Source organism: Ornithinimicrobium sufpigmenti (assembly GCF_004322775.1).
Lineage (GTDB): Bacteria > Actinomycetota > Actinomycetes > Actinomycetales > Dermatophilaceae > Ornithinicoccus > Ornithinicoccus sufpigmenti.
In genome coordinates this window covers 498607-511426 of record NZ_CP036403.1, presented here as the reverse complement: position 1 = coordinate 511426, position 12820 = coordinate 498607, and the positions used below count along the sequence as shown (strand labels likewise).

The 12820-nt window shown below is 72.2% G+C and carries 10 protein-coding genes; 6 read left to right on the top strand and 4 right to left on the bottom strand.

What is annotated here, in order from left to right:
* The first annotated feature begins 15 nt into the window (after positions 1-15).
* The 4 genes from ESZ52_RS02410 (at position 16) to ESZ52_RS02395 (ending at position 4466) form a co-directional block, all read left to right on the top strand.
* On the top strand, positions 16-828 hold the full coding sequence (locus ESZ52_RS02410; protein ID WP_131103531.1) for a DUF3109 family protein: 813 nt from the start codon (positions 16-18) through the stop codon (positions 826-828).
* 47 nt (positions 829-875) lie between these two features.
* The gene (gene radA, locus ESZ52_RS02405; RefSeq protein WP_131103530.1) at positions 876-2297 is read left to right on the top strand and encodes a DNA repair protein RadA; all 1422 of its coding nucleotides are present in this window, start codon (positions 876-878) and stop codon (positions 2295-2297) included.
* A gap of 199 nt (positions 2298-2496) precedes the next feature.
* Positions 2497-3573, top strand: a complete 1077-nt coding sequence (gene disA, locus ESZ52_RS02400; RefSeq protein WP_131103529.1) for a DNA integrity scanning diadenylate cyclase DisA — start codon at positions 2497-2499, stop codon at positions 3571-3573.
* Positions 3573-4466 carry an HhH-GPD family protein gene (locus ESZ52_RS02395; RefSeq protein ID WP_131103528.1) on the top strand — a complete coding sequence of 298 codons (894 nt, stop codon included), beginning with the start codon at positions 3573-3575 and terminating at the stop codon, positions 4464-4466. Before disA ends, ESZ52_RS02395 begins: the two co-directional genes overlap by 1 nt.
* Before the next feature lie 10 nt (positions 4467-4476).
* On the opposite strand, the gene ESZ52_RS02390 is transcribed toward ESZ52_RS02395, so the two are convergent.
* The 3 genes from ESZ52_RS02390 to ESZ52_RS02380 all read right to left on the bottom strand — a co-directional run bounded on the left by ESZ52_RS02390 (position 4477) and on the right by ESZ52_RS02380 (position 7976).
* Complete coding sequence (locus ESZ52_RS02390) at positions 4477-5580, bottom strand: lipid II:glycine glycyltransferase FemX (RefSeq protein WP_131103527.1); 1104 nt, start codon at positions 5578-5580, stop codon at positions 4477-4479.
* Positions 5581-5609: 29 nt separating this feature from the next.
* On the bottom strand, positions 5610-6791 hold the full coding sequence (locus tag ESZ52_RS02385; protein WP_131103526.1) for a DegT/DnrJ/EryC1/StrS family aminotransferase: 1182 nt from the start codon (positions 6789-6791) through the stop codon (positions 5610-5612).
* 99 nt (positions 6792-6890) lie between these two features.
* Positions 6891-7976, bottom strand: a complete 1086-nt coding sequence (locus ESZ52_RS02380) for a lipid II:glycine glycyltransferase FemX (RefSeq protein ID WP_181009801.1) — start codon at positions 7974-7976, stop codon at positions 6891-6893.
* Positions 7977-8068: 92 nt separating this feature from the next.
* Here ESZ52_RS02380 and ESZ52_RS02375 point away from each other — a divergent pair, with 92 nt between their 5' ends.
* A complete protein-coding gene (locus tag ESZ52_RS02375) occupies positions 8069-9358 on the top strand; it encodes a carboxylate--amine ligase (RefSeq protein ID WP_131103524.1) in 1290 nt (429 codons plus the stop codon).
* Positions 9359-9448: 90 nt separating this feature from the next.
* On the opposite strand, the gene ESZ52_RS02370 is transcribed toward ESZ52_RS02375, so the two are convergent.
* Positions 9449-11974 (bottom strand): ATP-dependent Clp protease ATP-binding subunit, encoded by a 2526-nt coding sequence (locus ESZ52_RS02370; protein ID WP_131103523.1) that lies wholly within the window; start codon positions 11972-11974, stop codon positions 9449-9451.
* A 158-nt stretch (positions 11975-12132) separates the two neighbouring features.
* Here ESZ52_RS02370 and ESZ52_RS02365 point away from each other — a divergent pair, with 158 nt between their 5' ends.
* Complete coding sequence (locus tag ESZ52_RS02365; protein ID WP_131103522.1) at positions 12133-12807, top strand: hypothetical protein; 675 nt, start codon at positions 12133-12135, stop codon at positions 12805-12807.
* Positions 12808-12820: the final 13 nt, after the last annotated feature.

Genomic DNA, 12820 nt, shown 5'->3' with positions numbered 1-12820 from the left:
CTCTACCCTGAACCGGTGACCGAGACCCCGCTCGACACCCCTCGCCTGTGGGTCGAGCTGACCGATCCTGCCGAGCCCGCCCAGCGGCTCCGGCTGGACCTGACCTGGCTCACCTCGCGCTGGCACTGCCTCTTCGGCGAGGGCCGGTGCCCGGGCATCGACGCGGACCAGCCCGACGCCGGCTGCTGCACCCTCGGCGCCCACTTCACCGACGCCGACGACGTGGCCAGGGTGGCGGCCGTGGTCGAGCAGCTGGGGCCCGACGAGTGGCAGCTGCACGGTCCAGGCCGGGACGAGGGCTGGTCGGTGCGCCACGGCGTGCAGGACGGGGAGCACGACCGGGCGGAGGTCGCGACCCGCGTGGTGGACGGCGCCTGCATCTTCCTCAACCGCCCCGGCTTCCCCGCCGGCGCCGGCTGCGCGCTGCACCAGCACGCCGTCGCGACCGGTGTCCCTCCGCACACGACCAAGCCGGACGTGTGCTGGCAGCTGCCGCTCAAGCGGGACTACCGCGACGTGGAGCTCGCGGACGGCACCTCCTACCTGGAGATCTCGATCGGCGAGTTCGACCGCCGCGCCTGGGGGCCGGGCGGGCACGACCTCGACTGGTACTGCACCGGGCACCCCGACGCGCACACCGCCGCCGAGCCGGTCTACCTCTCGCTGCGCGACGAGCTCGTGGAGCTGATCGGGCCGGAGGGGTATGCCGAGCTCGTCACCCTGTGCGAGGACCACCTCGCCGCGGCCGCGGCCCTGCGAGCCACCCCCGGTGGTCGCCGGCTGCTGCCGCTCCACGTCCATCCGGCCACCCGCGCCGCCGGTCACTGAACCCGGGCGCGCGGGGGGTGTCGGTGGCACGGCATACCCTCGGGGGCGTGGCGAGCAAGAGCGGGACCAGGCCTTCCTACCGGTGCACCGAATGCGGCTGGGCGGCCGTGAAGTGGGTGGGCCGGTGCGGGGAGTGCCAGGCGTGGGGGACGGTGGCCGAGGTCGGTGCACCCACCTCGGCGCGGACCAGCGCGGTCGCGCCCGCACGACCGGCTGTGCCGATCGCCGAGGTGGACGCGGAGCAGGCGCAGGCCCGCTCGACCGGGGTGGAGGAGTTTGACCGGGTGCTCGGCGGCGGGATCGTGCCGGGAGCGGTCGTGCTGATGGCCGGCGAGCCGGGCATCGGCAAGTCCACGCTGGCCCTGGACGTGGCCGCCCGCGCCGCCCGCACGGGCGAGCGGGTGCTCTACGTCTCCGGGGAGGAGTCGGCTGCGCAGGTCAAGCTGCGGGCGGAGCGGATCGGTGCGGTCGCCGACACCCTCTACCTCGCCTCCGAGACCGACCTGGCCACAGTGCTCGGCCAGATCTCCTCCGTGGCGCCGAGCCTGTTCGTCATCGACTCGGTCCAGACGGTCGCCAGCGCCGACGTCGACGGTTCCCCCGGCAACGTCAGCCAGGTCCGGGAGGTGGCCGCCGCACTCATCCAGGTGGCGAAGTCGTCCAACACGGCCGCGATCCTCGTCGGCCACGTCACCAAGGACGGCAACATCGCGGGCCCGCGGGTGCTGGAGCACCTGGTCGATGTCGTCGTGGGCTTCGAGGGCGAGCGGCACAGCCGGCTGCGGATGGTCCGGGCGGTGAAGAACCGGTTCGGCCCCACCGACGAGGTCGGCTGCTTCGACCTGGGCGACGGCGGGATCCGCGGGCTGGCGGACCCCAGCGGCCTGTTCCTGACCAGCCGCGACCGGCCCGTCCCCGGCACCTGCGTCACCGTCACCCTGGAGGGCCGCCGCCCGCTGGTGGCCGAGGTGCAGGCCCTGGTCAGCGCCGAGGAGACCGGCTCGCCCCGGCGCACCACCAGCGGGCTGGACTCCGCCCGGCTGGCGATGGTGCTGGCCGTGCTCAGCCAGCGCGGCGGGGTGCCCCTGGCCAAGCACGACTGCTACGCCTCGACCGTCGGCGGTGTCCGGCTGGGCGAGCCGGCCGTCGACCTGGCCCTGGCGCTCGCACTGGCCAGTGCCCGGGCCGACCTGGCGCTGCCGCTCAGCACGATCGCCGTCGGCGAGGTCGGGCTCTCCGGCGACCTGCGGCCGGTGACCGGGCTCCCCCGACGGCTGACCGAGGCGGCCCGGATCGGCTTCACCGAGGCCGTGGTCCCGGAAGGCTCGCTCACGGAGGGCCGGCCACCGGCGGGGATGCGGATCCACGAGGTCGCCACCCTCGCCGACGCGGTCGGTCTCGTGCTCGCGGCCGCGCACGCCACCGCGACCATCGCAGGTCCCCCGGCCGGCACGATGGCTGGTCGCTGAGCAGGCGGGTCACACCAGCGGGGCACCGACCGGCGGGGCCACTGGCCGGCACGGTGGCGGCAGCCAGGAATCGCACCGAAGATCAAGAATCTGTAAAGAATCCGCCGGGCGGGCCGTCGGAACCGCGGCGCGACCTATCATCGGGGCGCAGAGTGGGCGCCACGCCGGTCGGGCGCACCCATGGGAAGGCTGGTGACACGTGGCGCAGCGCCTCGACGACGAGATCCTGCAGACCCTGGCGGCCGTCGCGCCCGGCACCGAGCTCCGCGACGGCCTGGAGCGGGTGCTGCGCGGGCGCACGGGCGCCCTCATCGTCCTCGAGGCCGACCGGTCCGTGGAGGCGCTGTGCTCCGGTGGCTTCCAGCTGGACGTGGAGTTCTCCGCCCCCCGGCTGCGCGAGCTGGCCAAGATGGACGGGGCCATCCTCATCAGCAAGGACGGCAGGTTCGTCCGTGCCGGCACCCAGCTCACCCCGGACCGCGGCCTGGAGACCCAGGAGAGCGGCACCCGGCACCGCACCGCGGAGCGCACGGCGAAGCAGACGGGCGCCCCCGTGATCTGCGTCAGCCAGTCGATGTCGACGATCTCCCTCTACGTCGGGCACGCCCGGCACATCCTCGAGGACCGGATCCAGGTGATGGCGCAGGCCAACCAGGCGCTGCAGACGCTGGAGCGCTACCGCACCCGCCTCGACGAGGTCAACGCCAGCCTGTCCGCGCTGGAGATCGAGGACCTCGTCACCGTCCGCGACCTGGCGACCGCGCTGCAGCGCCTGGAGATGGTGCGGCGGATCAGCGCGGAGATCGAGCAGTACGTCATCCAGCTCGGCGTCGACGGCCGGCTCATCGGCCTGCAGCTCGACGAGCTCACCGGCGGTGTCACGCGGGAGCGTGAGCTGCTCATCCACGACTACGCCGCCCACGACGACGGCCCGCACGCCCCCGACCAGGTGCTCGAGGCCCTGGCCGGCCTGGACTCGACCGAGCTCATCGACCTGGCCGCCGTGGCCCGCGCGCTCGGCATCCACGTCATCGGCGACGGCATGGACCACCAGCAGCTCAGCCCGCTGGGCTACCGGCTGCTGCACCGCATCCCCCGCCTCCCCGGCGCCATCGTGGAACGCCTGGTCAGCCACTTCGGCGGCTTCCAGGCCCTGCTGTCGGCCAGCCTGGAGGACCTGATGCAGGTGGAGGGCGTCGGTGAGACCCGGGCCCGGGCCGTCCGCGAGGGGCTGTCCCGGCTGGCGGAGAACTCCATCCTGGAGCGCTACTCCTGATGCCCGACCCCCGCGGGGAGCGGTACGGGGCGCTCCATACCCCCCTGCTGCAGTGGTATGCCGAAGCGCGCCGCGACCTGCCGTGGCGCCACCCCGAGTGCTCGCCCTGGGGGGTGCTGGTCTCGGAGGTGATGCTCCAGCAGACGCCCGTCGCCCGGGTCCTGCCCGTGTGGACGCGCTGGATGACGCTGTGGCCCACGCCGTCGGCGCTGGCCTCGGCGTCCCCCGGCGAGGCGGTCCGCGAGTGGGGGCGGCTCGGCTACCCCCGCAGGGCGCTGCGCCTGCACGCCGCAGCCACCACGATCCGGGAGGAGCACGGCGGCGAGGTGCCCGCCGAGGAGGCGACCCTGCGGACCCTGCCCGGCATCGGCGACTACACCGCGGCCGCGGTGGCCGCCTTCGCCTTCGGCCGGCGCGCCACCGTGGTCGACACCAACGTGCGCCGGGTGCAGGCCCGCGCGGTCACCGGGACGGCGCTGCCCGCGCCGAGCCTGACCCGGGCCGAGGTCGACCTGGCGACGGCGCTGCTGCCCGACGACGACGTCGAGACCAGCACCTGGAACGTCGCGGTCATGGAGCTGGGCGCGCTCGTCTGCACCGCCCGGGCCCCGCGCTGCGGCGACTGCCCGGTCGCGCACCTGTGCGCCTGGCGGCTGGCCGGCTACCCGCCCTACGACGGGCCACCACGCCGCGGCCAGGCCTGGGAGGGCACCGACCGCCAGTGCCGCGGCCGGATCGTGCAGGCGCTCCGGGAGGCCCACGGTCCGGTCCCCGGAGCGGCGCTCGCCGCGCTGTGGCCGGACGGCGCGCAGCACGAGCGCTGCCTGGGCGCCCTGCTGCACGAGGGCCTGGTCGAGGCGCTGGCCGACGACCGCTTCCAGCTGCCCTCCTGAGCGACGCGGTTCAGGAGCGGGCGGTCGCGATCCGCTTGCGGACCTGCGAGACCCTCCCGGCGAGGTCGCGGCGGGCCTTCTGCACCCGGGGCACCAGGCGCTGGAGCACGGCATACATGGCCTTGTGGTGGACGATGTCGACCTCACCGATGAACTCGGTGGCGCCGCCGTCGCCCTTGCAGAAGGCCCGCTTGAACAGGTAGAGGCCGTCGGAGGTGTCCAGGGTGAAGACGCCGCCCATGTCGTAGGACTCCGCTCCGGTGGACAGCCCCCACGCCATCAGCTCGTGGTTCATCACCTGGTTGGCGCTGAGGTTGCGCTTGACGTCGGTGGAGCCAGCGTAGAGGTAGTAGAGCTTGCCCCAGTAGTCGATGGTGACCGAGGCCGCCAGCACGTCGTCCTCGTGCCGGGCGTGGGTGACCCGCATCCGCTCGCCGAAGGCTTCGCGCATCCGGTGGAAGTAGGGCAGGCCGCGGGCGGTGATCTCGTTGCGGCGGGCCATGAAGGTGTAAATGTCGTGGAAGGTGGACAGCCCCTCCGGGGTGTCCACGGCCTCGGTGGTGACACCCTTCTTGCGTCCGGTGCGGACGCGGTTGCGAGCCTTGCCGTCGTACTTGGCCAGCAGCTCGTCCTCGGTCAGCGGCTCGCCGGCCTCGTCCTGCAGGCGGACGATCATGCAGTAGCGCGGCTGGACCAGGTCGTCCTTCCCGGCGCCGACGTTCTTGACGACCCAGCCGGGCTGCGCGCGCAGCCAGCCGTCCAGCTCCTCGCTGAAGCGCACCTCCGGGTCGACCTTGGTCATGATCGCCCGGTGCTTGCGGGCCAGCGGCTCGGCCTCGGCCAGGATCCGGCGCACCAGGTCCCTGTCCGCCCAGTCCACCAGCGGGCCCCGGGGCGCGTACAGCACGGAGAAGCGACCGGGCAGCCGGCGCACGAGCAGGGTCATCGCCGCGACGATCCGCCCGTCCTCCTCGACGTAGACCGCCTCCTGCCCCCAGTCGTCCTTGACGATCCCCCACCGGAGGTCCTGGCTCACCGCCCGCAGCGGGTGGGAGCGGACGAAGTCGGCATACCGCTCGACGGCGGCAGGGTCGGTGAGGTCGAGGACGGGCACCGGTCCAACCTATCCCTGCAGGGAGAGCCTCATCGCGCGTGGTCGCGCAGGACGGCCAGGACGACCGTCACGGCGCGGCGGGCCATCTCCTCGGTGACGAACGGTGCGGTGGGCAGGTTGAGGATCCGGCTGCTGACGTCCTCCGCGACCGGGCAGGTGGCGGGGTCGTAGGCAAACGGCGCGGGGTCGGTGGGGCCGGGGAAGAGCAGCGGGCGGTACCACAGGCCCGGCACCAGGCCCTCGTCCTGGAGCGCGGTGAAGCAGGCCTGCGCCTGCGCGAGGGAGGGCAGGAGTATGGGGTAGCGCACCAGGGAGCGTTCCGGCGCGTCGAGCGCCGCGGGCCGGGTGACCCCGTCGACCTCGGCCAGCCCTTCCCGGTAGATGTCCGCGACCCGCCTGCGGTGCCGCTGCGAGGCGGCGAGCCCGGGCAGCTCCCGGGCCACCGCGGTGAGCGCGGTGCCGGTGAGCCGGCTCGGGGTCCCCGCGATGAGGCCGTCCCGCTCGGAGGCCATGATGACCTCCTCCACCAGACCGGTCCGGGCGGCGAGGGAGACCGCCCTGGCGCCGGGCGCACCGAGCTTGCGGGCGACGCGGCGGACCTGGGGGGAGATGACGTCGGCGACCCGCTGCCGCCGTCCGGCGGCGTCCAGGCCGCGCAGGACCGTCAGGAGCGGCGCGTGCCAGGGCTGTCCGGCCGCATCCGGGTTCACCCAGACCGCGGCACCGGTGCGCGTGGGAAGCATCTTCTCCAGCCCGAAGCTGTGGATGGACACGTCGGCCACCGGCGCCCCGTCGGCGCCCCGGGCGATCTCACCCAGGCAGTGGGCGGAGTCCTCCATGAGCATCACCCCGTCGGGCAGCAGCGCGCGCAGCGCCTCCATGGGGGCCGCGGCGCCGAAGGTGTGCTGGCCGACGACGACGCGGGTCCGCTCCGTGATGGCCTCGGCGGCCCGGGCGGGCTCGAGCGCCAGGGTGTCGGCGTCGATGTCGGCGTAGGTGGGCCGGTGACCGGCCGAGATCGCCGGCGCCACCGCGGTCAGACAGGTCAGCGGCTGGTTGAGCACCTCACCGGCCGGCTGCTGGGCCATCGCCAGCATCATCGCGTGCCGGCCCTTGGAGAGCAGGTGCCAGTCGGTGGGGTCGGTGCCGGACAGGCCGGCCAGCTGCACGCGGACATCGGCGGAGAGTCGGTCGGTCTTCGTGGAGCTCACCCAGCCAGTCTAGGCAGGGTGACGCGGCCCGAGGACGACCTCGGCTGATCGCAGGGGACCGCAGCTGCTCTCGGGCGACCTCAGGTGTCTGAGGTGAGCTCAGTCGTTCTGGTAGCGCCTGGTGCGGTAGGTCTCCAGCAGGTAGAGCGCGGAGCGGCGCAGCGGGTGGTAGACGAACTCCCGCGCCCGGACGTACTCCACCTTGTAACCGCCGAAGCTGCGCTTGAACTCCGAGTAGCCGTGCCGAGGGTGCTCGGGTCGGCGGTTCTCGTCGGAGACGATGCCCCAGAAGTTGTAGCGGGTGACCTCGGGCCGGTGCGCGGCCAACCAGGCCATCGTCTCCTGGTGCAGGAGGTAGCTCGGCGAGAGCCGGCGGAAGTCCTCGTCCGCCGAGCTGGCGCCGTGCAGGAAGCTGGCCTCGCCGCCGTAGATCGCCATCAGCGAGGCCGCGCCGACTCGGCCGTCCTTCTCGGCCAGGAACACCTTCTGGTACCCGGCCGGCGCCATGTGCGCGAACTGGGTCCGGTAGTGCTCGTCGTCGTGCTTGCCGATGCCGCCCTTGCGTGCGTCGAGCTCGCGGAGCATGGTGATCAGCGTCTCCAGGTCCTGAGGGTCGTCGCTGGCGCGGACGGTGACGCCGGCCTTGCGGGACTTGTTGAACAACCGGCGGGTGTTGCTCTTCAGGCCGTGCGCCTTGAGCCACTCCAGCTGCGCCTCCGGGGTGGGCTGCACCTCGGCGACCCAGCACCGCTCGACCTGGGTGAAGATCGCGGCCCGCTTGCCGCCGGCGGCATCGAGGGCCGCCTCGGCCGGCGTCCCCTGCAGCACGGTGGGGTCGACGCGCAGGAAGGCGGCACCCTCGCGGCCGCGGAAGTGGTCGCGCAGGGCACCGTAGGCCGCCGTCACCCGCTCGGGGTCGGAGTGGTCCATGGCCAGCCCGCGGGGGGCGTACCAGAACACCACCTTGTGGTCCTCGTGCAGCCCGACCTGGGCGACGCCGACCAGCTCCCCGTCCTGCTCGAGCGCCACGCGCTCCAGGCGACCGGTCCGCTCGGCGATCACCTCACCCCACTCCCAGGAGTGGTAGAAGGTCAGCTGCTCGCAGGGGCCGAGGGAGTCGAGGACGTCCTCGTAGCGCCCGCGGTCGTCCGGTCCGATGTGGTGCACGTGCATATTCACCGTCACGGTCCCCGAGTCTAGGCTTCCTGGGCAGGTGGCCGGAGCGCGTCCGTGCCCGGGATCACCCGCGAGCCCACGCCCCACTAGCATCCTGATCCATGACCACCCCCGCCCCGGCCGCCTCCGCCGGCTCGACCGGTGCCGCCGCCGCGCCCTTCCACCCCGTGCTGCTGGGCACCGACCAGGGGATCTACGCCCTGGCCCGGGCCTTCCACGAGGCCTACGGGGTCCGGTCCACGATCGTGGCCCGGGCGGTCACCGGCGGCATCGCCTGGTCCCGGATCGCGAACGTCGTCGAGCTCACCCCGGACGGCGGGCGCGAGGAGGTCATCTCCACGCTGCTCGCGCAGGGTCGGCTGCTGCGCGAGCAGTCTCCCCAGGTGCCGCTGCTGCTGCTGTGCAACGCCGACTCGCACGCCCAGCTGTTCGCCGAGCACGCCGAGGAGCTGGGCGAGCTCTACGTCTTCCCCCACCTGTCCGAGCAGACGCTCGCCCAGGTGGCCGACAAGACGCACTTCGCCCAGATCTGCGAGCGACTCGGTCTGGCCACCCCGCGCACCAGCGTGATCAGCTTCGCCGCCGCCGGCGAGCCCGGCTGGACCCCCGACCCGGTGCAGGTGCCCTTCCCGGTCGTGGCCAAGCCGGACAACGGCGCCTCCTACGAGAACCTGCGCTTCCCCGGCTACCGCAAGATCTGGTTCCTCGACACCCCGGAGGAGTGGGCCGACCTGGCACGCACCCTCGCGGGGGCCGGCTTCCGCGGCGACTTCCTGGTGCAGGAGCTGATCCCGGGGGACGACACCCACGAGCTCTCGGTGGTGGCGTACGTCGACCGGCACGGCACCGTCACCGCGCTGGCCACCGCGCAGGTGCTGCTGGGCGAGCACCACCCGATGGCGCTGGGCAACCCGGCCGCGATGATCACCACGCCGATGACCGAGCTGATGGACGCGGCCGAGCGGATCCTGGGCGAGGTGGACTACTGGGGCTTCGCCAACATCGACGCCAAGATCGACCCCCGCACGGGCACGACCTGCTTCATGGAGATGAACCCGCGGATGGGTCGCAACAACTACTACGCCACTGCGGCCGGCGCCGACATCGTCGGCGCGGTGGTCGACGACGTGGTCCATGGGCTGCAGCGCGCGCCGCGCCGTGGGATGCGCGAGATCCTCTACTGCATCGTCTCCCCGCTGATGCTCCTGCACTACGTCCGCGACCCCCAGCTGCGCCGCCGGGTGCTGGCCGCCGCCCGCCGCCGCACGGTCCACCCGCTGCTCTACGAACGCTTCAACCTGCGCCGCCGCGCCTACGTCCTGGTCCAGCAGGCCAACCACGTGCGCAAGTTCGCCCGGTACTACCCCCGCCCGACCGAGTCGGGGTTCTAGCCCGGACCCCGGTCCCGCACACGCCAGCGGGCCGCATACCTCCACGAGGTATGCGGCCCGCTGGCGTTGCGCGGTGGGTCGACCCGCAGGTCAGCCGGTCTGCTCCTCGACCGGCAGCGTGTCCGGGACCTCGGAGGGCTTCTCCTGGCCGGTGAAGGTGAACACCTTCTCGGAGGTCTTGTCCCGACCACCGGTGTCCTCGACGTCGACCAGGACGATCTCGCCGGCACCGATCTCGCCGTAGAGGATCTTCTCGGACAGCTGGTCCTCGATCTCGCGCTGGATCGCACGACGCAACGGCCGGGCACCGAGCACCGGGTCGTAGCCCTTCTTGGCCAGCAGCTCCTTGGCCGCCGGGGTGAGCTCGACCCCCATGTCCTTGTCCCTGAGCCGCTCGTCGAGACCGGCGATCATCAGGTCCACGATCTGGACGATCTCGGCCTGGGTCAGCTGGGGGAAGACGATGATGTCGTCCACGCGGTTGAGGAACTCGGGCCGGAAGTGCTGCTTGAGCTCGTCGGTGACCTTGTTCTTCATCCGGTCGTAGCTGCTCTGGGTGTCGGTCCCGGCGGAGAAGCCGAGCGAGACGCCCTTGGAGATGTCCCGGGTGCCCAGGTTGGTGGTCATGATGATGACGGTGTTCTTGAAGTCGACCACCCGGCCCTGGCTGTCGGTCAGGCGACCGTCCTCCAGGATCTGCAGCAGGCTGTTGAAGATGTCCGGGTGGGCCTTCTCGACCTCGTCGAAGAGGACGACCGAGAACGGCTTGCGCCGCACCTTCTCGGTGAGCTGGCCGCCCTCCTCGTAGCCGACGTACCCGGGCGGGCTGCCGAACATCCGGGAGACGGTGTGCTTCTCGGAGTACTCGGACATGTCCAGGGTGATGAGCGCGTCCTCGTCACCGAAGAGGAACTCCGCCAGCGTCTTGGCCAGCTCGGTCTTGCCGACGCCCGTGGGGCCGGCGAAGATGAACGAGCCACCGGGGCGGCGCGGGTCCTTCAGGCCGGCACGGGTGCGGCGGATCGCCTGCGACAGCGCGATGATCGCGTCGTCCATGCCGATGATCCGCTTGTGCAGCTCGGCCTCCATGTTGAGCAGCCGGCTGGACTCCTCCTCGGTGAGCTTGAAGACCGGGATGCCGGTGGCGGCGGCGAGGACCTCGGCGATCAGCTCCTCGTCGACCTCGGCGACCACGTCCATGTCGCCGTTCTTCCACTCCTTCTCCCGCGCGGCGCGCGCCTGGGTGAGCTTCTGCTCCTCGTCGCGCAGCCGGGCCGCCTTCTCGAAGTCCTGTCCGTCGATCGCGGACTCCTTCTCCCGGCGGGCGTGGGCGATCTTCTCGTCGAACTCGCGCAGGTCCGGCGGAGCGGTCATCCGGCGGATCCGCAACCGCGCACCCGCCTCGTCGATCAGGTCGATCGCCTTGTCCGGCAGGAACCGGTCGTTGATGTAGCGGTCGGCCATCGAGGCCGCCGCCACCAGCGCCTGGTCGGTGATCGTCACCCGGTGGTGGGCCTCGTAACGGTCGCGCAGGCCCTTGAGGATCTCGATGGCGTGCTTGAGCGTGGGCTCGGCCACCTGGATCGGCTGGAAGCGGCGCTCCAGCGCCGCGTCCTTCTCGATGTGCTTGCGGTACTCGTCGAGCGTGGTGGCACCGATGGTCTGCAGCTCGCCACGGGCCAGCATCGGCTTGAGGATGCTGGCGGCGTCGATCGCGCCCTCGGCGGCACCGGCACCCACCAGGGTGTGGATCTCGTCGATGAACAGGATGATGTCACCGCGGGTGCGGATCTCCTTGAGCACCTTCTTCAGCCGCTCCTCGAAGTCACCGCGGTAGCGGGACCCGGCCACGAGCGCGCCGAGATCGAGGGTGTACAGCTGCTTGTCCTTCAGCGTCTCCGGCACGTCGCCCCGGACGACGTCCTGGGCCAGGCCCTCCACGACGGCGGTCTTGCCGACGCCGGGCTCGCCGATCAGCACCGGGTTGTTCTTGGTGCGGCGGGAGAGGATCTGCATGACCCGCTCGATCTCCTGCTGGCGACCGATGACCGGGTCCAGCTTGCCCTCGCGGGCGGCCTGGGTCAGGTTGCGACCGAACTGGTCCAGGACCAGCGAGCCGGCCTGCTGGCCCTCGGCGCCACCGGAGGGCCCGACGCCGGCGGTCGCCGACTCCTTGCCCTGGTAGCCCGACAGCAGCTGGATGACCTGCTGGCGCACCCGGTTGAGGTCGGCGCCCAGCTTGACCAGCACCTGCGCTGCCACGCCCTCGCCCTCACGGATGAGGCCGAGCAGAAGGTGCTCGGTGCCGATGTAGTTGTGCCCGAGCTGCAGGCCCTCGCGGAGGGAGAGCTCCAGCACCTTCTTGGCCCGGGGGGTGAACGGGATGTGTCCGGTCGGGCTCTGCTGGCCCTGACCGATGATTTCCTGCACCTGCTGGCGGACGGCGTCCAGGGAGATCTCGAGCGACTCCAGGGCCCTCGCGGCCACGCCCTCACCCTCGTGGATCAGGCCCAGCAACAGGTGCTCGGTGCCGATGTAGTTGTGGTTGAGCATGCGCGCCTCTTCCTGCGCGAGCACCACCACCCGCCGTGCGCGGTCGGTGAACCTTTCGAACATTGTGGAGTCTCCTTCGGCCGAGTCGTCCTCTACGCCACTCTACGTTGCGTCTGGTCATCACAACGTCGCCGTCCGCCACCGGTGTTCCATCGGCTGCCCGTGTTCGCCTCCGGCGGAACCCGCCAGGCTCCCAACGAAGGCCTTTACCATGTCGCCCCATGCGCACCCGTCCCGCGATCGTTGCGGCCCTGACCGCCTCCTTCACCCTGTTCCTGGGCGCCTGCTCCTCGGGCGTGGACCCCCAGCCGGGCTCGGCGGCCGGCGCCCCCGACACCCTCGACGCCGGGGAGACCACGGGGACACCCGGCGACCCGGAGCCGGAGCTGGCCGGGAGCACCGCCGCGCCGGCCGCGCGCGGCTTCCTGTGCCGCTACGTCGACCCGGAGACCCAGGCGGCCGTGGCCGGCCACGACCTGAGCGACCCCTACCAGCTCATCGTCGCCAACGACGAGGACAGCTGGGTCTGTGAGGTCCGCGACGGTGACGCAGGCGTGATCCAGGTCTCGGTCCTGCGCGGCGGGGACACCTGGGGCCCCCAGCGGACCCTGGCCCAGGAGCAGGAGGGCGTCACGGAGGGCCCGGAGTGGTTCGGCGAGGCCTACCAGTCCCCCCGGCGGGTCACCGGGCTGACCATGTGCGCCGGCGTCGTGGACGGGCAGCGGACCCACGAGCCCTACGCGCTGGTGGTGGAGGCGGTCACGGACTCGGACGAGGACGTCTCCCCAGTCCTGACCACGACAGCCGCGACCCTGGCGCGCTCCCTGGACCAGGTGCTCGGCTGCAGCCCCAAGATGGCTCGCGGCGAGGTGCCCGGACCGACCCCGTCCTCCTGAGGAGGGCTCAGCC